The sequence below is a fragment of the Flagellimonas aquimarina genome, assembly GCF_003149745.1.
GTDB classification, from domain to species: Bacteria; Bacteroidota; Bacteroidia; order Flavobacteriales; family Flavobacteriaceae; genus Flagellimonas; species Flagellimonas aquimarina.
The window spans coordinates 967,224-989,977 of sequence record NZ_QGEG01000001.1 but is presented as its reverse complement, the minus strand read 5'-3'; the positions used below and the strand labels follow the sequence as shown (position 1 = coordinate 989,977).

At 37.0% G+C, this 22,754-nt stretch carries 19 protein-coding genes; 5 read left to right on the top strand and 14 right to left on the bottom strand.

Annotated features, from left to right (window positions below):
- From DKG77_RS04545 to uvrC, 5 genes are all read right to left on the bottom strand, one after another.
- Complete coding sequence (locus DKG77_RS04545) at positions 1-1,287, bottom strand: M23 family metallopeptidase (protein ID WP_109660611.1); 1,287 nt, start codon at positions 1,285-1,287, stop codon at positions 1-3.
- A 2-nt stretch (positions 1,288-1,289) separates the two neighbouring features.
- Positions 1,290-2,258 carry a tryptophan 2,3-dioxygenase family protein gene (locus DKG77_RS04540; RefSeq protein ID WP_109660609.1) on the bottom strand — a complete coding sequence of 323 codons (969 nt, stop codon included), beginning with the start codon at positions 2,256-2,258 and terminating at the stop codon, positions 1,290-1,292.
- Positions 2,259-2,264: 6 nt separating this feature from the next.
- Positions 2,265-3,044, bottom strand: coding sequence for a DUF3108 domain-containing protein (locus tag DKG77_RS04535; RefSeq protein WP_109660607.1), 780 nt, complete (start codon positions 3,042-3,044; stop codon positions 2,265-2,267).
- A gap of 392 nt (positions 3,045-3,436) precedes the next feature.
- Positions 3,437-5,701: a patatin-like phospholipase family protein gene (locus DKG77_RS04530; RefSeq protein WP_109661436.1), complete on the bottom strand. Its 2,265-nt coding sequence runs from the start codon at positions 5,699-5,701 to the stop codon at positions 3,437-3,439.
- A 10-nt stretch (positions 5,702-5,711) separates the two neighbouring features.
- Entirely contained in the window at positions 5,712-7,502 is a 1,791-nt protein-coding gene (uvrC, locus tag DKG77_RS04525; protein WP_109660605.1) for an excinuclease ABC subunit UvrC, read from the bottom strand.
- A 564-nt stretch (positions 7,503-8,066) separates the two neighbouring features.
- Between uvrC and DKG77_RS04515 the strand changes: the two genes are divergently transcribed.
- On the top strand, positions 8,067-8,627 hold the full coding sequence (locus DKG77_RS04515; protein WP_109660601.1) for a 5-formyltetrahydrofolate cyclo-ligase: 561 nt from the start codon (positions 8,067-8,069) through the stop codon (positions 8,625-8,627).
- Here the strand turns inward: DKG77_RS04515 and DKG77_RS04510 are convergent.
- The 4 genes from DKG77_RS04510 to ileS all read right to left on the bottom strand — a co-directional run bounded on the left by DKG77_RS04510 (position 8,624) and on the right by ileS (position 13,724).
- A complete protein-coding gene (locus DKG77_RS04510; RefSeq protein WP_109660599.1) occupies positions 8,624-9,256 on the bottom strand; it encodes a lipoprotein signal peptidase in 633 nt (210 codons plus the stop codon). The genes DKG77_RS04515 and DKG77_RS04510 overlap by 4 nt on opposite strands.
- Positions 9,257-9,289: 33 nt before the next feature.
- Positions 9,290-9,850: a hypothetical protein gene (locus DKG77_RS04505; RefSeq protein ID WP_243414833.1), complete on the bottom strand. Its 561-nt coding sequence runs from the start codon at positions 9,848-9,850 to the stop codon at positions 9,290-9,292.
- Positions 9,851-9,938: 88 nt separating this feature from the next.
- Positions 9,939-10,322 carry a TraR/DksA family transcriptional regulator gene (locus DKG77_RS04500; protein ID WP_109660595.1) on the bottom strand — a complete coding sequence of 128 codons (384 nt, stop codon included), beginning with the start codon at positions 10,320-10,322 and terminating at the stop codon, positions 9,939-9,941.
- 3 nt (positions 10,323-10,325) lie between these two features.
- Positions 10,326-13,724 carry an isoleucine--tRNA ligase gene (gene ileS / locus DKG77_RS04495; protein WP_109660592.1) on the bottom strand — a complete coding sequence of 1,133 codons (3,399 nt, stop codon included), beginning with the start codon at positions 13,722-13,724 and terminating at the stop codon, positions 10,326-10,328.
- 182 nt (positions 13,725-13,906) lie between these two features.
- Here ileS and DKG77_RS04490 point away from each other — a divergent pair, with 182 nt between their 5' ends.
- Entirely contained in the window at positions 13,907-14,248 is a 342-nt protein-coding gene (locus tag DKG77_RS04490; RefSeq protein WP_133248417.1) for a hypothetical protein, read from the top strand.
- A 52-nt stretch (positions 14,249-14,300) separates the two neighbouring features.
- Here the strand turns inward: DKG77_RS04490 and DKG77_RS04485 are convergent, their stop codons facing one another.
- From DKG77_RS04485 to DKG77_RS04470, 4 genes are all read right to left on the bottom strand, one after another.
- Complete coding sequence (locus tag DKG77_RS04485) at positions 14,301-16,733, bottom strand: TonB-dependent receptor (RefSeq protein ID WP_109660588.1); 2,433 nt, start codon at positions 16,731-16,733, stop codon at positions 14,301-14,303.
- Entirely contained in the window at positions 16,717-17,436 is a 720-nt protein-coding gene (recO, locus tag DKG77_RS04480; protein ID WP_109660587.1) for a DNA repair protein RecO, read from the bottom strand. Before recO ends, DKG77_RS04485 begins: the two co-directional genes overlap by 17 nt.
- A 114-nt stretch (positions 17,437-17,550) precedes the next feature.
- Complete coding sequence (gene gdhA / locus DKG77_RS04475; RefSeq protein ID WP_109660585.1) at positions 17,551-18,894, bottom strand: NADP-specific glutamate dehydrogenase; 1,344 nt, start codon at positions 18,892-18,894, stop codon at positions 17,551-17,553.
- A 106-nt stretch (positions 18,895-19,000) separates the two neighbouring features.
- Entirely contained in the window at positions 19,001-20,155 is a 1,155-nt protein-coding gene (locus tag DKG77_RS04470) for a cystathionine gamma-synthase (RefSeq protein WP_109660583.1), read from the bottom strand.
- An 87-nt stretch (positions 20,156-20,242) separates the two neighbouring features.
- On the opposite strand from DKG77_RS04470, the gene DKG77_RS04465 reads away from it, so the two are divergent.
- The gene (locus DKG77_RS04465) at positions 20,243-20,986 is read left to right on the top strand and encodes a DUF3298 and DUF4163 domain-containing protein (RefSeq protein WP_109660582.1); all 744 of its coding nucleotides are present in this window, start codon (positions 20,243-20,245) and stop codon (positions 20,984-20,986) included.
- On the opposite strand, the gene DKG77_RS04460 is transcribed toward DKG77_RS04465, so the two are convergent.
- On the bottom strand, positions 20,983-21,450 hold the full coding sequence (locus DKG77_RS04460; protein ID WP_109660580.1) for a DinB family protein: 468 nt from the start codon (positions 21,448-21,450) through the stop codon (positions 20,983-20,985). The two genes, DKG77_RS04465 and DKG77_RS04460, sit on opposite strands and share 4 nt — an antisense overlap.
- A gap of 82 nt (positions 21,451-21,532) precedes the next feature.
- On the opposite strand from DKG77_RS04460, the gene DKG77_RS04455 reads away from it, so the two are divergent.
- Both DKG77_RS04455 and DKG77_RS04450 read left to right on the top strand, forming a co-directional pair.
- The gene (locus tag DKG77_RS04455) at positions 21,533-21,835 is read left to right on the top strand and encodes an ArsR/SmtB family transcription factor (protein ID WP_109660578.1); all 303 of its coding nucleotides are present in this window, start codon (positions 21,533-21,535) and stop codon (positions 21,833-21,835) included.
- Positions 21,836-22,045: 210 nt separating this feature from the next.
- On the top strand, positions 22,046-22,738 hold the full coding sequence (locus DKG77_RS04450; protein WP_109660575.1) for an aspartate/glutamate racemase family protein: 693 nt from the start codon (positions 22,046-22,048) through the stop codon (positions 22,736-22,738).
- The last annotated feature ends 16 nt before the right edge of the window (positions 22,739-22,754 follow it).

Here is a 22,754-nt window from a genome sequence, read left to right as displayed (position 1 = left end):
TTATGGGTTAAGTGTTACTAGCTTTTCTTCTTCTGGTTCTGGTTCTGGGGTGGGCAGGGCATACTCTATACAATCCAATTGCCATTTTATCGGCGTTATATAATCTGTATAGGCTGTTCTTAAAGAATCCGCTATAGGCTCGGCTGCCGGTAATTTTTCACGTAGCGGGTCAACCTGTCTTCCATTTTTCCAAAATCGATAACAAACATGGGGGCCACCTGTGTTGCCCGTCATTCCGACCCATCCAATAACATCTCCTTGTCTAACAAATTCACCTCTTTTCACCTTTTGCTTTTTCATATGCAAATACTGGGTACTATAGGTGCCATTGTGTCTAATCTTAACGTATTTTCCATTCCCACCCCTTCTGGTGGATTCTGTAACCGTGCCATCTGCCGTTGCAATAATAGGTGTTCCTACTGGCGAGGCATAATCTGTTCCTTTATGGGGTCTTACTCTGTTTCCGTAGTAAGCGATCCTGCGTTTTAGATTATATCTGGATGACAGTCTGTAACCAAATTTTATTGGAGCCCTTAAGAAAGTACTTCTTAGATTATTGGCTTCATCATCAAAATAATCAGTAATCTGTTTTAGGGAATCTGCAACATAGGGAAAAGCGTATACGGGTTTGCCTTTATGTTCAAAAAGAGCCGCTTCAATTGGCTCCGCTCCGGCATAGATAGAATCATTAATGTATCTTTCTTTATATATGACCTTAAACTTATCGCCTTTTTCAAGCCTAAAGAAATCTATTGTCCATGCATAAATTTCTGAAAGATTGAGTGTTACATTGTAATCTATCCCTTGATCTAAAATTGCTTCGGACAAAGATGTTTCTATTATTCCTGAAGCTTCTCGCTGAACATATTTTACTTTCTTTCTGCTTTTATATGCCTGTACACTGTCCCGTAAATCCACTACTGTGTAATTGATCCTATCGTTTTGATAAATAAACACTTCTGCTATTTCTGAAGTATCTCTAGATTTTAAAATTAAATATGGCTTGCCAACCATAATTTTTCTTACGTCAAACGTATCTTTAAAATTTTGGGAAACTGTTGCAATTTTGGGATAATCCACTTTATTTTTCAGCATGAGTTCTCCAAAACTATCCCCATACCTGATGGTATCTTGAACCACCTTAAATTCTTCTAAATTAAAACCAAATTGTTTTACAATTGGCTTCTCTACAGGGTCTTCTTGTTCTAGTTCTTGAACCAAGACCTTCTCTTCTTTACAAGACACTAAAATCAGCAGTGTCAATATTGCCCCAATAAATTTCTGCATTCTTAAACTTCGTTATTTGATGGATTAAATATATGGTCCACCCATTGTTTCCCCCATGTATCTTTCTCATCTTCTGAATGCAAAGTTGGGAAAAATATTATTTTTTGAAAACTTGGCGGTAAATAGTTCTTCCAATTTGTTCCTCCAGTGGCATCAACTTCTTTGTTTTCTTTGGCTAAATATCTGTATGCGGAACCCATATGCACTAAAGGCCAGTTGACATTTGCATTTACATCTAAATCCCTTAATGACTTGATCAATTCCTCATTCTTTTTGAGTTCTGTGGGAAGTTGAAGGTATTTATGATAGATACTACTCGTTTTAACTTGATTTGAGATTCTTAACAATCTTGGTGTATAGCGGAATTCAAATTGTTTAAGGGTAAGCGTTTTTTCTCCGGTGATGGAATCGGTCGCGCCTTTTTTCCAATAAATATGGTCAAAAAGTTCTTCAATGCTATCTTTTGCAGAAAAGGATTCGCGTTCGGTGTGGTGAACCAAATTCTCCAATGGGGTTGCATATATCTCAATCATCCTATATTGAGCAGATTGAAATCCACTTGCCGGAAGGAGTGCCATACGGTAACGCAAAAACTGTTCTCGTTCCATCCCTTTGATCATAATACTAAAAGATGAAATGAGTGCCTTAAAATAACTGTTGACCCTGCTGACCTTTTCTATAAAAAATCTAACATCTTGAGATTTATCTTCAACTATTTGCTTTTGCTCATGTAAGATCAGTTTAAAGTAGAGCTCGGTAATCTGATGGTACATGATAAAAATTTCCTCATCTGGGAAATGTGTACGCGGTACTTGAATACTAAGTAAGGTATCTAAATGGATATAGTCCCAATATGTAAGGTACCTTTGGTAGAGGAGTCCGTCAAGATAAGAACTTAAGTCTTGGCCAGAGTTTTTAAACTTTTCTTCAAGCTTATTGATTTGGGACTCAATTCGCTCATCATTCTTCATTCAATACTATCTCATTATTATTTTAAATTGGTTTCTTAGGCCATTGTAGCCATCCAAATCTGCCTTTAATGACCCAACGGCAAGATCGGCTTTTATCCTTACGGGAATTTTGTTCAAATCATTGGAAACCCAAAGTGTAAGACTCTCTTTTTCTTTGAAAACACGCCCTGATTGAACCACGGGTCTAAATTTAAGACATTCTACTTTCCCAAACTTGGTCCGTATCACTTCTTTTCCCAAAAACTTTAGTTTAAACTTGTAAACGCCATCGTCATCAAACAACATGTCCATATCAAGTGATTGGCCAATTTCAAACTCTTCAAGTCCATAACGATTTCTAAAATAGTAAGAGGCGGACAGCAAATCTTGTACCTCATCATGCACAGGAATGTCAAACTCCTTTCCGTTTTTGTTGTCTTTTAAAATTGCCTTCTCCTGATCATAATAAAAGTCAATTTCTATATCCTTGGTATAACCTCCTTCATTTATTTTTCGAATAAACCTGTAGGGCTTGCCATCATTTCTTCCAAAATAACTTTCATAGGTGTCATCTACCTTAAAAAAGATGCTTGCAAATCCAGTCGTCTTACCCCTACCTACAACATGGTATACCGGAATACTATCGATTTTATCTGTGCTAAGGTTCAAAGTTGCATAGCTGGCATTAAGGAAACCATAATGGATACGAAACTTTAACCACTCTCCAGATTTAAAAGCACTATGCTTTTTTTGCGCTGTTAGCGGCATTACAAGTAAGAATGAAAAAATGATTAAAATCTTTTTCATGGTCCTTTATAGTTAGTATAAAATTACTAAAATCCCTTTTCAAGTGGATCAGTTTACAATTACATAAACAAAACTTGTTCCAAAATATTATAAATAAAAAAAGCCCAGTCTTTAAACTGGGCTTTTCCTAAATAACCAACCAAACTTTAAATTATGAAAAACCAATACTTAAAGTTATAAGGGAACCACCCCTTATGTCTGGTAAAGATACATCAAGGTTTTGTAGGAAAATAAGTTTTTAACGGACTTTAACTATCTTTTTCCAAAATTCTGGGAACGCAGTAAATATTTGGCATATTGTTAAGAAAAAAGAAGACTTTCAAAACATTTTAGCCATTTGTTGGCATATGCTCAAGTTCCAAATTTGTCCTACAAAAAGATTTTCAGATTTTTTAAAACCAATATCCTACACTGAAAAAGAAATTACTGTTATCTATTTCTGGTGTCCAAGAATAATAAATCTGGATTGGCCCCAAAAAAGACTCATAGCCATAACCTATTCCATAACCGGAAAAACTGGGTTCGGTAAACCATTCTCCTGTTCGAAACAAATCATCATCCACATTAGCAAAATTGGCGGAAAACAGCACATGGTTCTTAGGAGCAAACTCATAATCCAGTCTACCATATGCCTTTACATAACTGTTCCCTGGCAGGCTTAAAAAGTCGTATCCGAAAAAAGGAGTGAAATTGTTTACAAAATCATTCCCAAAGCCACCAAGAACAAAATCAAAGGAAGTGACCCCAGAGGTTCCCAGTTTAAAACCTCCTTCTGTCTCCAAATTAAGGGTTACGTTATGGAACAAGGGAAGTGCCGTACCAAGCCTTGCTTTTGCAATTGAGAATTCTTTAAAGTTTTCATTAAAATCCGAGGAAAACAAATACAAATGAAAGTCGCTGTCAAAAAGAACTCCTTTTGTGGGAAAATATTTATCATCGTACGTGTCTAAAGTAATCTTGCCATACGCGCTAAAATAATTTGAGTTTTCAAAGTATGTTCTCTCATCTGCCGTCGGAACAAAAGCAGTATCATTTATATCTGAGAGTTGATTTAAGGTACGTGTACTGTAACGCAAAAGCTTATGTTCAACACCTAAGGTGATTGCAAATTCTTCTTGCAAAACTGTTTGCAGATAGGCTTGGTTTGTTAAATCTGTTATATCCAAACTTACTTGTCTAATATTTGGATCGTCAATCACATCGAAATTTGAGCGAATCAATCCAAAGTCTATTTCATGGTCAAAATCCGTGAACTTGGAATTAACGCCAAAACTCCAATAAAGGCCTTTATCTAGATAGTACTCCATGTTATATCTAATATGATCTCCAAGAATGAAATCAAATGAGGCAACGTCATCTTTAAGTAAAAAGTTCTTTTTGGTGAGGTTGATCAGTGCAGCACTTTTATATAAGTCATCATAATGAGCGGACATTTTAATGAACATCTTTGTTGGGTCCTCTTTTAGTTTTAAAATTAAATCTGTTCCCAATCCATTAGATATGAGTTCATATCTGATGGTCTTAAAATTCCCAGAAGCGGATAAGTTGTTGATCCCTTGTTTTAGTTTCTCAAATGAAATCCTTTCTGCCAGGTTAAATCTTAGCTTACCTTTTATATAACCCCTAGTGTAGCGATCGTTCCCTTTGATAATCAAACGATTTACCGTTAAACTGTCTTTTACACTGATTCTATTTTTATTGCTAGGAACAAGATTTTGTTTTTGGGAAATTTCTTTTAAGTTGTTGATTTTGGCATATGCAGCTATTTCGCCATTTTCCACAATCTCTGTTGAACGGTCAAAATCGATAACAGAAAAATCATCTATATCTGGCCTTATATAGATGTCCGTTTTCTCAACTTTCTCCTTCATATCTTTAACCGTCCTGTAATTATTGATCTGAAGAAGTATCTCTGTTGCTGATGACAGGGCCTCTCTTGTTGCCAAACCATGTTGAACATCTACCCCTATTATTAAATCGGTCCCCATCGCTCTTACATGCTCAATGGGATAGTTATTAACTACTCCGCCGTCTATTAAAATTTCACCATCAATTTCTGATGGTTCAAACAAAGAGGGGAATGTTCCGCTGGCCATAATTGCCTCTGGAAGGTAACCATCATCCAATAATACTTCTTCCCCGGTTTCCACATTGGTGGCAATACACAAAAATGGAATAGGCAATCTTTTAAAATCCTGAATGTCCTTTACGTGAAAAAGAAGCCTTACCAGTTCATTATAGATGTTCTGACCACCTGAAATTGCTTCTGGAAAGGATACATTAAAATTTGTAAATGGAAGTCCTAAGGCATACCGTTCAGAATCGTCTTTCTCATAAAAAGTTTTAGCTCCTCTTGGCACATTGTCCTGAATCAACTTGGAAAAATCCGTTGCCTTAAAAATAGAATCCAATTCATTGGCAGAATACCCAGATGCATATAGCGCGCCAACAATAGCTCCCATGCTTGTGCCCCCTATGTAATCTATTTTAACGCCAGCTTCATCAATTACCTTAAGCGCGCCAATATGGGCCAATCCTTTTGCGCCACCACCACTGAGCACGAGCCCAACCTTTGGTGAGTCTGTAGTGGTTGTAGTTTGGGCCATTCCAAAAACACCAAAAAAAACAAGCCATATTGCAGCTATAAGGTTTTTCATATTCTCTTTGCTAATGAAAGGATTTATAGATTTTTTTTGCTTTTGCCATACCAATGGTTTCAGCAAGACTATCTATGCTTGCTTCTTTAATTCTTTTCACCGATTTAAAATTTTTCAATAATTCTTCCGCCGTTTTTTTACCTATTCCCTCAATATTTTCCAACTCGGAATCAATTGCTCCCTTGCTTCTTTTATTTCTATGGTGCATTATACCAAATCTGTGGGCCTCGTTCCTAAGTTGCTGAATTATTTTTAAAGTTTCAGACTTTTTATCTAAATAAAGAGGAATGGGGTCTTCTGGAAAATAAATTTCTTCCAATCTTTTGGCAATCCCTATAATAGCAATTTTTCCCCTTAACCCTAATATATCCAAACTTTTAAGGGAGGATGAAAGCTGGCCCTTTCCTCCATCAATAACAATAAGCTGTGGCAACGGTTCAGCCTCTGCCAGAAGTCTCTTATATCTTCTAAAAACGACCTCCTCCATGCTTGCAAAATCATCTGGCCCCTCAACCGTCTTAATATTAAAATGCCGATAGTCTTTTTTGGAGGGCTTACCCTTTTTAAAGACCACACAAGCCGCAACAGGGTTACTACCTTGAATGTTGGAGTTATCAAAACATTCTATGTGTGTAGGTTCTTCAGAAAGTCGTAAATCCCCTTTCATCTGGGCCATGATTCTTTTGGTATGCCTATCTGGGTCTGTAATTTTAATTTGTTTGAATCTGTCCTGTCTAAAAAAACGTGCATTGCGTTCAGAAAGCTCCAGAATGCGTCGTTTATCTCCCAATTTTGGCAATGTAACCTTGATGTTTTCTTCTACCACCACCGGAAACTGCAAATAAATCTCTTTTGACTGGGAGCTGAACCGTTGTCGAATTTCTGTAATGGCCAATTGCAGCAATTCTTCATCGGTCTCTTCCAATTTCTTTTTTATTTCTAGCGTATGTGATCTTATAATGGAACCATGGGACAGCTGCAAAAAGTTAACATAGGCATGGGTCTCATCAGAAATAATGGTAAACACATCCACATTGTTGATTTTTGGATTGACCACTGTGGATTTTGCCTGGTAGTTCTCTAGGATTTCTATCTTATCCTTTATTCTTTGAGCTTTTTCAAACTCCATATCCCCGGCCAATTCTTTCATTTGCAATTTGAAAAATTGCAGTGAACTTTTAAAATTGCCTTTTATGATTTCCCTAATGTCTTCTATCTGCCTTTTGTATTCTTCCTCTTCTTGTAAGCCTTCGCACGGACCCAGGCAATTTCCCAAATGATATTCTAGACATACCTTGTATTTACCGGCCAGAATCTTTTCTTCGGAAAGGTCATAGTTACAAGTTCGCAATGGATACAAGCTCTTGACCAAATCCAGCAATGTCCTCACGGTCTTCATGCTGGTATATGGCCCATAATATTCAGACCCGTCTTTTATTAACTTACGTGTGGGAAAAACTCTTGGAAAACGTTCATTTTTGATGCATATCCAAGGGTAGGACTTATCATCTTTTAGTAAAACATTGTATCTGGGCCGAAGTTTTTTAATTAGGTTGTTCTCCAAAAGGAGTGCATCCGATTCCGTTGCAACAACAATATGCTTAACGGAATGAATTTTTTTTACCAAAACCCTGGTCTTACCGTATTCTTGTTTTTTATTGAAATATGAAGCTACCCGTTTCTTGAGGTTTTTAGCCTTTCCAACATAAAGAATCTTATCCTCCACATCATAGAACTGATATACACCCGGGTCGTTTGGCAGAACGCTTATTTGAACACTTATAGAAGATGGGTTGGGCATAAAATTTCCGAAAAATTGACTCCTTAACAAAAGTAAGTTTTAATAATAGTCCTTTTTTGTTAAAATTGACCTATCCCTTTTTTCCCTTAATCTTTTTTTAGTGGGTCTTGGCCAAAAAAGGCAAGACTGGTAAAATTCATCTTTACCTCTAGAATTTGTAAGAAAAGTACATGCTTCGTAAAGAATTAACCTTTCAAATTCGTATAAAAGATTAATAAATGAGTTTTATGTCGATTTAACATTTAATGATTTTTTAGTGAAAATGATACTTACTTGCCTTAACTTCAACAAGTTAAAATTAAAATAGAATCATAAAAACAATTATCATATGTTAAAACGTTACTAAAAAAGATGCATTTCATCGGCAAAAGATGTATTTCATGGTGAATTTCCAATTCTTTTACTTACATTTAACCATATAAATACAATTCTATGGAGAACTATGTTATTGTTTTGGGAATGTATTTGATTTTGATGCTTTTTTTCAAAATCTTTTTTTCTGTTTCGACCAGAGAATAAAAAATAGGTTTCCCCAAAACGCCACCCCAAAATTTTCAACACTAGATGTTGAAACATGAACTAAGAAAAAAATATAAAAACCTGAGAGCGGAGATAACAAACTCCAAAATCTCTGATTATAGTATTATTCTAGCAAATCATGTACTTCAAATCCCTATTTGGGATTTTTTTTGTTTCCATATTTTTCTAAGTATAGAAGAGAATAAAGAAATTGATACGCTCCCAATTATTACGCTTCTTCAAGGAAAGGACAAAAATGTTGTTGTTCCTAAGGTCAATGGAGAAAATTCAATGGAAAACTATCTGCTGACAGATAATACGGTTTTTAAGAAAAATAAATGGCATATTCCAGAACCTGTTGAAGGAATCAAAATCCCAGAAAATCAAATAGATGTTGTCTTTTTACCTCTTTTAGCTTTTGATGAAAAAGGGAACCGTGTTGGTTATGGCAAAGGCTATTATGATACCTTCTTAAACAAGTGCAAAACTGGAACAATAAAAATTGGATTGTCCCTTTTTGAAGCAGAGAATAGCATAAGTGATATACATGAAAATGACGTTGGGTTGGACTATTGCGTTACCCCAAAAAAGGTTTACAAATTTTAATCCTTAGCTTGTTTCTCCTGTTTTGGAAAAGCTTTTTTATTAAATACTATCAATATGCCCACTCCTGTGCTGATTGCAGTATCAGCTATATTGAAAACAGGCTCAAAAAAACGAAAACTTTTCCCGCCAACGGAAGGAACCCATTCTGGCCAAGTAGTATCTATTAAAGGAAAATAAAGCATGTCGACCACTCTTCCGTGAAAAATCTTCCCGTAAGGTTCATCAGAAAACAATGTAGCCACATGATTAAAACTATCATCAAAAATAACCCCATAAAAAACAGAGTCTATAATATTTCCTAAAGCTCCGGCAAAAATGAGCGAAACGGCCAAAATTAAAGTTTTAGGAGATTGCTTTTTAATAATATCCCAAAGCCAGTAACCTATGCCAAAGATGGCAAAAAGCCTGAAAATCGTCAATATCAGCTTCCCTGTGGATTCTGAAATGGGTAGAAAATCACTAAGTTTTGTGCCCCAGGCTGCTCCTGAATTTTCTATGAAGTAAATCTTGAACCATGAGAATATTTCCTCTGATTGCTCATAAACGAAATTTGTCTTAATATAGATTTTGCTTATCTGGTCAACAACCAGTACTAATATGATGATTATGAGGGACTTCTTTATATTCATTTCTTTAAAACAGATTGCGCAAAAGTATGGATATTATTTTGTTTTCTTAAGATGGATGTTCCCTTCAATGCTCTTTAGAACATATTGGTTCTGGCCTTGCGGAATAGTCTCTTTTTCCACTTTGCCATAAGCACTTTCGGTAATTATATTTCCTTTTTCTGCAGTTAGCAAAATATCTCCTTTTTGAGTGGTTACCCCAACCTTTCCAAGAACATTGTCCAGAGTGCATCTTCCATCGGACAGCTTCACTTTTAAACTCTTGTATCTTCCTTCCACTAAGATGTTGCTATTTGTTCCATAAACAAAAACATTTCTGTCCTCTGGAAGAATTATGTTAAGTCTAATGGAGATAACTTTGTGAGCACTAAGTTTATCGTTTGGGTTTATAAAGTTTGGTTGAAACCCTGCACTTATTAAAACGGTTGTTCCCTTATCTTCTATTGTAATCAACAAATCTTTGGAATACTCCCCCTCGATATCTGCCTCAACCCTTACTTCATTGGTCTTGGCTGTACCGAGGTTAACTAGATAACAATATTGAGAATCTATTTGAATGGACTCCGTTCTTGAATTTACAAAAGCCTTCTTTACCAATTTTTGGCCATGTAGATTCAATAGGAAAAAGAAGCATAAAATAAAGAACAAGGTTCGCATAAACAAAAAACGCCTTACGGCGTTTTTATTATTTCTGCATATTTTTTGCCTCAATGCTTAGGGTAGCGTGGGGAACCAGCTTTAGTCGCTCCTTGTTAATCAGCTTTCCTGTTACGCGACAAATTCCATACGTCTTGTTCTCAATTCTTAGCAAAGCGTTCTTTAAATCTCTAATGAACTTTTCCTGACGGATTGCCAATTGAGTATTGGCCTCTTTGCTCATGGTAGCAGAACCTTCCTCAAAAGCTTTGAATGTTGGCGAAGTATCGTCCGTACCGTTGTTCCCGTCATTCATATACGAGCTTTTAAGCAATTCCAAGTGCTTATTGGCCTTATCTATTTTTTCTTCTATTAATGTTCTAAATTCTTTTAGATCTTTATCCGAGTATCTTACTTTTAAATCTTGTGCCATGTTCTAATGTTTTTGGATAAACAATTTTGTATTTACTTCATCAAAGGCAATAGCTATACCTTCATCTAATTTTTCCTCAAAATTCAGTTCTGCGGTCAAAGTTTCCGTTTTAATGTATTCTTCATTACTGGAAACGGCATTTTCCACAAAACCATCTTTCAATATTTTAATATCTATTCTATCTGTAACCTCAAATCCAGATTCTTTTCTAAGATTTTGAATTCGATTGACCAACTCCCTTGCAATACCCTCTTTTCTTAAGTTCTCATCTATGGTCACATCCAAAGCAACCGTTAAAGAACCAGAACTTGCTACCAACCAACCTTCAATATCTTGCGAGCTGATGTCCACATCAGTTAACTGTAAAATAATACTTTTATTTTCTAAAACAAGCATTAATTCGCCTTCCCGCTCAATTTTTTGGATATCATCTTGCTCTAACATGTTTACAGCAGCAGCAATAGCTTTCATATCTTTCCCAAATCTTGGCCCTAAAACCTTAAAATTTGGTTTGATTTGTTTCACCAAAATTCCAGAAGCATCATCCAGCAGTTCAATCTCTTTTACGTTTACCTCTGATCTTATCAACTCAGAAACTGCTTCAATATCCGCTTTCTGTTCATTATCTGAAATAGGGATCATTATTTTTTGAAGCGGCTGACGAACTTTGATTTTTTCCTTTTGACGAATGGATAAAACCAAAGATGAAACTTTTTGCGCCAATTGCATTTTACGCTCCAATTTCTTATTGATCATATTTTCATCAGACACTGGGAAATCTGACAAATGAACACTTTCAAAACCGTCTTTTTTGGTAGTTGCATCCAAATCTTTGTACAACCGGTCCATGAAGAAAGGTGCTATTGGTGCTGATAATTTTGCAACGGTGGACAAGCACGTGTATAAGGTTTGATAGGCAGAGATTTTATCCTGCTGATAGTCTCCCTTCCAGAACCGCCTTCTGCATAATCTTACATACCAGTTGCTCAAATTTTCCTGCACAAAGTCAGAAATCATTCGTGCTGCTTTCGTAGCCTCATAATCTCCATAGGCTTCATCCACTTTTTGAATCAGTGAATGCAATTCTGATAAAATCCATTGGTCTATTTCTGGTCTATCTTTTAATGCAATATCCGCCTCTGCATAATCAAATTCATCAATGTTGGCATATAAACCAAAGAAAGAATAGGTGTTGTAGAGTGTTCCAAAGAACTTTCGTTTCACCTCAACAATACCTTCTATATCAAACTTTAAATTGTCCCATGGGTTAGCATTGGAGATCATATACCAACGTGTGGCGTCCGCTCCATGTTCTGGAAGCACTTTAAATGGATCAACAGCATTCCCTAAACGCTTGGACATTTTCTTGCCATCCTTATCCAATACCAAGCCATTTGAAACTACATTTTTATAAGAAACAGTATCAAAAACCATTGTTGCTATGGCATGTAGGGTATAGAACCAACCTCTTGTTTGGTCTACTCCTTCGGCAATAAAGTTAGCTGGGAATGCTACTCCATCATCGATTAAGCTCCCATTTTCAAAAGGATAGTGCCATTGCGCATATGGCATAGACCCACTGTCAAACCAAACATCGATTAAATCTGATTCTCTTTTCATGGGTTTTCCTGATGGAGATACCAATGTTATCTGGTCTACAATATTCTTATGCAAATCTATTTTGTCGTAGTTGGATTCGCTCATGTCCCCTACCGCAAAATCCTCAAAAACGTCTTTTTCAAGTACACCTGCTTTCAAAGCTTTAGCCATTTCCGCTTTTAGCTCGGCCACTGATCCTATCATCAGCTCTTCCTTACCATCTTCGGTACGCCAAATAGGTAACGGTATCCCCCAATAACGAGAACGGGAAAGGTTCCAATCGTTGGCATTGGCCAACCAATTTCCAAAACGACCTTCTCCTGTGGCTTTTGGTTTCCAGTTGATGCTTTGGTTCAACTCGAACATACGGTCTTTAACATCCGTAACCTTGATGAACCACGAATCTAGGGGGTAATATAATATCGGCTTGTCCGTACGCCAGCAATTTGGGTAACTGTGAACATACTTCTCTACCTTAAAGGCTTTGTTCTCTTCTTTTAGTTTGATGGCAATTTCAACATCCACGGACTTTTCCGGAACCTTATCATCTGCATAATATTCATTCTTTACATACTTGCCGGCAAACTCACCAAGCTCGGGTCTAAATCTTCCTTGCAAATCCACTAAAGGGACAGGATTGTTGTTTTCATCCAATACCAGCATTGGCGGTACCTCCGGTTTAGCTTGTTTTGCTACCATGGCATCATCCGCACCAAAGGTAGGCGCCGTATGGACAATCCCTGTACCGTCTTCTGTGGTTACAAAATCCCCTGTAATGACCCTAAAAGCATTTTCTGGATTTTGATAGGGCTGGGCATATGGAAGCAATTGCTCGTATTGGATTCCTAGTAATTCTTTCCCTTTGCATTCTGCTGCGACTAAGAATGGTATCTTCTTATTTTCTTTAGAAAAACTGGAAAGCACTGAAATATCATCCGTTTCCTCAAATTTTCCTCCAAACTGTTTCCCTACCAAATTTTTAGCAAGGATTACGTGGGTGGGTTCAAAAGTATATTGATTGTACGTAGCCACTACCACATAATCAATTTTAGCACCAACCGTTAGTGCCGTATTACTTGGAAGTGTCCAAGGAGTAGTTGTCCAGGCCAATAAATGTAAATGGTCAAACCTTTTTAAAAACTCAGGCAATGTATTTTCAACGGCCTTAAACTGTGCCGTAACCGTAGTATCTGTTACGTCTTGATACGTTCCAGGTTGATTGAGCTCATGAGAACTTAACCCTGTTCCCGCTTTTGGGGAGTAGGGCTGTATGGTATAACCTTTATAGATAAGGCCTTTATCATAAATCTGTTTAAGCAACCACCAAACAGATTCCATGTATTTGGGTTTGTAGGTAATGTATGGGTCGTCCATATCTACCCAATACCCTATTTTTTCGGTCATTTCATTCCAGACATCCGTGTAACGCATGACCGCCTTTTTACAGGCCGCATTATACTCTTCAACTGAAATCTTTTTACCAATATCTTCCTTGGTAATTCCCAGTTCTTTCTCAACGCCAATCTCAATGGGCAATCCGTGGGTATCCCATCCGGCCTTTCTTTTCACTTGAAATCCTTTCATGGTCTTGTACCTAGGAAAAATATCCTTAATGGTACGCGCCATTACATGGTGGATTCCGGGCATCCCGTTAGCAGAAGGAGGCCCTTCGTAAAACACGTAGCTTTCTTTCCCTTCTCTAGTGGAAACGCTTTTTTCAAAAATTTGGTTGTTTTTCCAAAAATGCAAAACCTCTTCTGACACTCTAGGCAAATCCAATCCTTTATATTCCGCAAACTTCATATTTTCTGCTACTTCTTCAAGAATTCCAAGTTTGCAAAATTATAAATTTAGATGGAATTATTAGCCTCCAAATTGGGTATTTAAATTTCCTTAATGTGCTTAACCTAAATATGATATCTCATAATTCTCCTTTTCCTTCAAAATCCATATCTTTCCACAATTAACACTAAACCATATTTATAATGAAAAAAGTACTGATTGCAATCGTAGCGCTGTCTTTGTCGATGTCTACAATGGTATCATGTAAGGAAGCTGCGGACAAAGCCAAAGAGGCTACGGAAGAGGCCAAAGAATCTCTTGAGGAAGCTGGCGATGATTTAAAAGATGCCGCTGATTCTCTGAAAGAAGCTGGTGAAGACATGAAAGAGTCTGGAGAACAAGCTTTGGACAGTATTAAAAAAGTAGGTGAAGACGCCATGGACAAAGCCAAAGAAATGGGTGAAGACATGAAAGATGCTGCAAATGAGACTGCGGAAGACCTTAAGAAAGTAGCAGAAGATACCAAGGAAAAATTAGATCATTAATCTCCTTGTGTTTTATCAAAAAAGGGCTTGGTGAATTCCAAGCCTTTTTGTTTTAAAACGTATACCCCAATCCCAAAATAAGGTTGATGCCCGGGGCTACAATACCAGAAGAATAGGTTCTATAACGCTGGTTGGTTATATTTTCCAAACTCATGGTTGTTTTCAAAGCATTTGATATTTGATATTGAGATCTAAAATTCAATGTATACCAAGAAGGTGAAAAAGGGTTTCCGTTTTCATCAATAGCATATATAAATTCTTTGCTTCTTTCTGATAGAGCTAAATCATCATAGCTGATTTCACCATTATAATTAAGAAATACGTCCGCTTTCAATTTTTGATTTTGCCAAACCACATGGAAATCACCAAAAGTTGGTGCCACGTGTCTGGCAGGCGAGTCTGTCCCATTATCATCTTCTTCAGTACCTTCTGTAAGGGTTAGGTTTGATGTAAGCGACCAGTTTTCAGTTAGAAAAGCTTCCAACCCCAATTCAAAACCATAGACATAAGCTTTTGCCGCATTTTGAATAGCCTGCACATTGCTTAATTCTCCATTGTATAGAATTTCCGTTTGTCCATTAAACTCAAAATCCCTTCTTACCAAAGCATCTACCAAATAACTGTAAAATGCCGCTCCTTTTAAAACCAATTTATCCTTAAAATTCTTTCTTATGCCCATTTCGGCATTATAGGCATATTCTGGCTCTAAGTCTGGGTTAGGTACCACCACAGAACCGGGTTCAGAATCAAATACTTTTCCAATATCATCAATGTTAGGAGCTCTAAAACCCGTTGAACCATTTAAGGTAATCTGCAAATCTGCTTTTGGGAACCAACTAAATCCTGCGCTCCCCGTAAAAGCACCAGTAATTAGGTCAGCTTCATCAAAAGGAAAAGGGAAAAATGTTGTATCAAATTGTGCATCTACCCAAACTTGGCTGTAACGGGCGCCGGACAGTAATGTGAAATTAGGTTTTAATTTGTACTCCCCATTAATATAACCAGCAAATGTTTGCCAGGTGGCGCCATTGGGGTACCTGGATGCCGCTCTAGAGACTATATTGGTTTCAATATTTTCTTGACTTCCTTCTGAATTTACCTTGTTGAAAATATATTCCGCACCATAGTACAATCTTAAATCCCCAATTTTTTTATTCTCAAAATCAAGATTGATTGATAATGCATCAACCTTTTCTTTAGTCGTAAACCGATCAACTTCTTGAAAATCCCTATCGTTTCTACTTTCTACAAAACGTTGATAGGCCGTTGTTAATTTAACCCCATCATAAAACTTGTTCTTTCCCTTTTTGGTTAATTGAAAATTTGCCATGAACCATTTTTGTGGTCCATAAAACCATTCAGCAGAACGAAGCCCATCTCCTTCACTGTTGGGCCTTACCAATCTATCGTATCTTGAAAAATCTGAAGTTTCCGAATAATATAGACCTAAATCATAGTTCCAGGTATTGTTGGGTTTGTAAGTAAACTTCTGAAGAAAATTGATTTGGTCATATCCTGAAGTAATCTGCTTTCTAGGATTATCGTTGTTCACCAAGACGTCCGTTCCATTTTCCCTGGCAACAAAACTATTTCTCAAATATTCATCTGGTCCATGCTCTCCCATCACCAAATCATCGAAATCATTATATGTAAAACTGGTATAAGAAGCCCATTTCTGTTGACCTAAGTTGAAATCTACATGGGCGGTATTTTCGTTGTTTGCAGAAGCATACCTGTAATTTACGTTACCAGAAAACGTAAGACTGTCCGTAAAAGAAAACCTAGGTTTCTGGGTAAAAAAGTTCATTACACCTCCTATGGCATCGCTTCCATATATAACGGAACCTGGACCAAAGATAACCTCTGTGTTTTTAATTGTGAAAGGGTCTACAGAAATAACATTTTGTATGTTACCCCCTCTAAAAATAGCATTGTTCATGCGTACTCCATCTACAGACAGTAATACCCTGTTTGTTGCAAAACCCCTTATCATAGGACTGCCTCCACCCAATTGACTTTTTTGAACAAATACCTTTCCGCTATTCTGCAATACATCTGCAGAGGTTTGCGGATTAATAAATGAAATCGTCCGAGCATCAATCGACTCTATTTTTTGAGGAATATCTTTTTTTTGCTGCTCCCATTTGGAAACAGACATTACAACCTCTTGTAATTCTTCAAGTTTTAATGTTAAGTATACCCGGTTCCCTTTTTTATTTATCTGAGCTTTGGTCGTATTGTAAACCTCATAACTAATATGTCGAAAGGTAATCCGCTCGTTTTTAGAAAAAACTCCTAAATCACTTTTTCCATTAAAATCCGAGATCGCTGTTCTAGATTTATCTCTATTGTAGATTGCAATGTTGGCCACAGGATTTCCTGAATCAGCATCCAAAACTGTAATCTCTTGGCTGAAAACAGTGAAGGAAGTAAATAAAAAAAGGAGGGCGAAACCTGTGCTGCGCATATTACTCAAAAACTGCATTTAAAACCGCTAAGGACTTGGGCTTTCTGAATCCCTGCAAATGTAATTCAAAATACAGAATAACCATTTTTAAAAGTTCTTGCCTTTGGTGTTTGTTCATTTGTATTGTCTGAAGTGCATCAAAATTTATGCCCAAGACGCGTTTGAAGCCTGCTAAATTTTCACCCTGTATAAGTGGATTAAGACTGGGGGCTGAGCAAAAACTTCCTTCTAAAAGATCAAAATACGGTGCATTTTGAAAAGAGGTATCAGGGTAAAACCCTAAATATTTTGTGAGATTGAGTAAAAAAAGGAGGTGAAAATTGGAAATAGAACTATGTGCATCCAACCAGTATAAAGCATATTCCAAATAATTGAAGAGCCCCTTGTTCTGTTCTTGTTCCTGAATGCTATTGCTCAACATTTCGGCCAAAAAAAGCACCATACTGTTTTTTACAATATCTGTGTGCAAGCTCTTGTAGGGAACATTTACCCTAACTTCTCTAATACGCTCTAAGCTCCCTTTGTTTCTGTGAGTGGCCACAAGCTCCAATTGCATTAACGGAAGAAAGTAAGCTGCTTTTAGTTTTCCTTTTTTTGAAGTTAAAACGCCTTTTAACAAGTATGATTTTAATCCATCAGATTCTGTAAATGCTTTAACGATAAGGCTAGTATCTCCATATTTTAAAGAAGAAAGGATTATTGCCTTAGTGTTTACTTGCATCTTTATTGGTTAATGTAGAACTCTATGAGTTTGATTATTTGTTTTGGGTGAAAATAAAAAAAGTGGGCGATTGTCATTCAACCGCCCACTTATATTTTAATTCTGAGTTAGTTTTTAAATAACTCCCTGAGCTAACATTGCATCCGCTACTTTTACGAAACCAGCAATATTGGCTCCTTTAACATAGTTACAGTATCCATCGGCTTCTTTTCCGTATTCAATACAAGAATCATGAATATCTTCCATAATTCCTTTTAGCCTGTCATCTACTTCTTCACGTGTCCAACTAATACGGAGGGAATTTTGTGACATCTCCAGACCAGAAGTGGCAACACCACCTGCATTTGAAGCTTTACCTGGGGCAAATAGTATTTTAGCTTCATGGAAAGCATGAATGGCTTCCGGTGTAGAAGGCATATTAGCTCCTTCTGCAACTGCAATACAATCGTTTTTTATTAAAACCGCAGCGTCATCTCCATTTAACTCGTTCTGCGTTGCACAAGGTAATGCTACATCACAAGTAACCTCCCAAGGTGTTTTTCCTTTATGGAATTCAGCAGAAGAATACTTATCGGCATATTCCGAAATTCTTCCTCTTTGGTTATTTTTTAAGTCCATTACAAAGGCTAGTTTGTCAGCATCTATGCCATCCTTATCATATATGTAACCTCCAGAATCCGATAGTGTCAATACCTTTCCGCCTAGCTGAAGAACTTTTTCCGCAGCGTATTGTGCTACATTACCAGAACCGGAAATCACAACTTTTTTGCTTTTAAAAGACTCTCCTTTTATTTTTAACATGCTGTCAGCAAAATAAACGGTGCCATATCCTGTTGCTTCAGGTCGAATCAGTGATCCTCCCCAAGAACGACCCTTTCCTGTCAATACGCCGGTAAACTCGTTGCGTATTTTTTTGTACATGCCAAAAAGGAACCCTATCTCACGAGCACCAACACCGATATCTCCTGCTGGAACATCTGTGTTAGGGCCAATATGTCTGTTAAGTTCCAACATAAAAGCATGGCAAAAACGCATGACTTCATCATCGGATTTACCTTTGGGATCAAAATCTGAACCTCCTTTACCTCCACCCATTGGCAGAGTAGTCAAGCTATTTTTAAAAACCTGTTCAAACGCCAAGAATTTTAGAACACTGGCATTTACCGTTCGGTGAAATCTAAGCCCACCTTTATAAGGTCCTATTGCAGAATTCATCTGAACTCGATACCCTCTGTTTACATGGATTTCTCCCTCATCATCAACCCAAGCCACACGAAAAGAAATCAATCGTTCTGGCTCTACCATTCTTAAAAGGATATTTTTTCCATGATAGATATCATGCTTTACAATGTACGGGATAACGGTCTCTGCTACCTCCTGTACCGCTTGGATGAATTCTGGTTCATGACCATTTCTGGCCTTCACCTCATCCATAAATGCTTTAATTTTTGCTTCCATAAAACGGATTACTATACGTTGTTTTTAATGAATTAGGAATTTGACGGCAAAATTATACTATTTACATAATTCAAATAGGCTTTTTTTAAAAATTTTGCAAAAATAGCTATCCTATAGCTTGTTCCAAGTCTGCTATTAAATCATCTGCGTCCTCAATCCCAACGCTTAGCCTAATTAAAGAATCTACAACGCCACTTTTTTCGCGCTCTTCCTTTGGAATACTCGCATGGGTCATGCTGGCAGGATGCCCTGCCAAACTCTCCACCCCTCCTAAAGATTCGGCAAGGGTGAAAATTTGTAATTTCTCAACTATTTTAATTGCTTCTTCATAATTGCTTCCCGAAGGAACAAAAGAAATCATTCCTCCAAAGTCATCCATTTGACTTTTGGCTACTTCATGGTTTGGATGTGTTTGAAACCCTGGCCAGTATACCTTTTCTATTCTTGGGTGCTTTGCCAAATATTCAGCAATCGCTTTACCGTTTTCACAATGCCTTTGCATTCGAACGTGAAGTGTCTTTATGCCTCTAAGCGTTAAAAAACTGTCCATTGGTCCGCAGACAGCCCCGCTGGCATTTTGAATAAAGTAGAGCTTATCTGCCAACTCCTTGTCCTTTACAACCAATGCGCCAACTACAACATCACTGTGTCCTCCTAAATATTTGGTGGCTGAATGCATTACAATATCCACCCCTAAATCCAATGGCCTTTGTAAATACGGCGTGGCAAATGTATTGTCCACTGCCAACAGCAAATTATGTTTCTTGGCAAGCTTAGATACTGCTTTAACATCAATCACGTTCATCATTGGGTTGGTTGGTGTCTCAACCCAAATGAGCTTTGTATTGCTGTTGATATGTTCCTCAATAGCGTCAATGCTTTGCATTCCAACAAAATGGAAGGTGATTCCATATTTTTCAAAAATCTGTTTGAACAAGCGATAACTCCCACCATATAAATCGTTGGTAGAAACCACCTCATCCCCTGGATTCAATAACTTTATTACGGCATCCATAGCAGAGAGTCCACTGGCGAACGCAAGCCCATAAACCCCATTTTCAATACTGGCTAACGCATTCTCCAATGCAGTCCTGGTCGGATTGGCACTTCTTGAATATTCAAATCCTTGATGCCCTCCAGGTGTTGTCTGGGCATAGGTAGAAGTTTGATAAATTGGTGGCATTACCGCTCCATACGCTTTGTCTGGATGCTGACCACCATGAATGGTTTTACTGTTGAATTTTAAGTCTTTTTTGCTCATTTTGTCTTAATCTGCATACAAATGTATTGTTATCTTTTGGAGTAATCAATGATGTGTTATTTTTGATGACCCTAAAACCTCACTTTGATGAAAAAGCCATTTTACCTACTCCTTGTTTTACTGCTCACCATTGGTTGCGAAAATGAAGCTAAACTTACTTTTGAACCTATTCAACTAACTGGTACTGATTGTAAAGAATGTCCAAAAATTGAAATCAACATCCCAAAAGCACTGGATGAAACTGCAGTAGCCAGAGCTATCAACAATGCTTTGGAAGAAGAACTTATTGCTTTGCTCTCTTTTGATGAAGAACAGGAAATTGACAAGGTAGATGATGCCATTATCTCTTTTACCAATAGTTTTAAAGAACTAAAAACCAAATTCCCTGATGAGACGGTAGGTTGGGAAGCGGAAGTAAACAGCGAGGTTGTTTATGAAGATGACAATATACTTACGTTGGTCTTTAATGCATACACATTTACAGGCGGAGCACACGGGTATGGTTCCACAGCTTTATTGAATTTTGATAAAAGAAAAGGCATCGAGCTGGAAAATTGGGAACTTTTTGAAGATATTGAAGGTTTTCAAAAGTTTGCCGAGACCAAATTCAGGATCCAAGAGGACGTTCCACAAGATGAGAACATCAACTCCACTGGATTTATGTTTGACGGTGATACCTTTCATTTAGCGGAAAATATTGGGTATACCAAAGATGGTATTCAACTGATCTATAACCAGTATGAGGTGGCTTCTTATGCAGATGGCCCAAAAATCCTGGCTTTGCCCTATAAAGAGGTGAACAAATATTTAAAACGCATTGTAAAGCCTTAGTTTTCTGTGGCCAATGCCTTTTTTAACGCAAGAATCGCCCCTAAATGCAAGCCTTCATGAAATACGTTAAAAGAGAGGGCATCTTGCACACTTTGCAATACAACTTTAGGTGAGGTCATGTATTCCTTGTAATTGTTAAACTTTCCTTGTTTATAATCTTCCTTAATTGTTTCTAGTGTACTAAAAAGATACTCAGTAATCTTTTCCACTTCTTCTGCAGAGGGTTTTCCTTCTGGAAAAGTGCCTTTCCGGTATTTGTTGATCAATTCCTCCTCAATAGTAAAATCCAACCCGCTTAGGTTATAAACCAATAATTGTGGAGTAACCACAACATGTGCAATATTCCACCAAATATTGTTGTTGAACCCTTTAGGAACCTTAAATAAGTCTTCTTTCTGTGTTTTTAGCAAATAATATTGAAGAATCTTTCTGTTTTTAAGTGCAATATCTAGTAGTTTTTCCATTTTGTAAATAAGAAGAAATCAAAGTTTTGTTAAAACATATCTATTTATTTAGATATGTAAATATTTATATTACATTTGTTGCATGGACATTGTTGAAATAAGCAAGGTATTATCAAATAAAACTAGGGTTAATATTCTGAAATGGTTAAAAAACCCAGAATTAAATTTTCCGCCGCATCAAGACATTGACCATTTTGACGATGGTGTATGCGTAGGGTTTATTCAGGATAAAACTGGTTTATCGCAATCCACAATATCCACATACTTAAACTCCATGCAAAATGCTGGTTTGGTAATTCCTACCAGACATGGAAAATGGACCTATTATAGAAGAAATGAATCGGTAATCAAAACATACATTGAAGCTTTAAAAACAAGTTTATAATTTTTTTGATAAACAAATCGATATTTAGCGAAATCTAAATTTGACCAATATGGAAAACTGTCTAGATTGCAATACAATTAATGAGCACATAACGCATGAGAATCTGCGCGACGCCCTTTCAAAAAGAATTGTAAAATTTTTACGCTCCTTTAAAATTGAAGGAGCTGAGTATTTATCAAGAACAAAGTAAAATCGTCAAAAAACAAAATAATGAAAACCATTGGCTTAATAGGAGGAATGAGTTGGGAGTCCTCAAAAGTATATTACCAACATATAAATGAAATGGTAAGGGAAAAGTTAGGAGGGTCCCATTCCGCCAAGAGCTTGCTCTCCTCTGTGGATTTTGATGAGATTGAGCGTTACTCTTTCTCAAGCAACTGGGACCAAATTGGAAACATTATGGCTCTTCATGCAAAAACATTGGAAAAAGCCGGCTCAGATTTGGTAATTCTTTGTACCAATACCATACATCTGGTAAGTGATGCCATTACTGACGCTACCAATGTCCCGTTTCTACATATTGCCAACGCAACCGGAGAGGCAATCGCCAAAACTGGGATAAAGAAAGTGGCTTTATTGGGAACAAAGTTCACAATGGAAAAAGATTTCTACACCAAAATACTTAAAGAAGAATATGGGCTAGAAATTTTGGTTCCAAATAATGAGGATATGGATATTCTTCACTCGATCATTTATGATGAGCTTGTCAAAGGAATTTTTAAGCCAGAATCCAAAGAAGTTTGCTTGGGAATCATAAAAAAACTAGAAGCTGAAGGCGCCGAAGGTGTAATTTTAGGCTGCACAGAACTGCCACTGCTAATAGCTGATAATGAGGTGGCCACTCCAACATTTGACACCACAAAAATACATGCTCAAAAAGCTGTTGATTTTGCGCTTTCTTAATGTTAAATAAACGAAT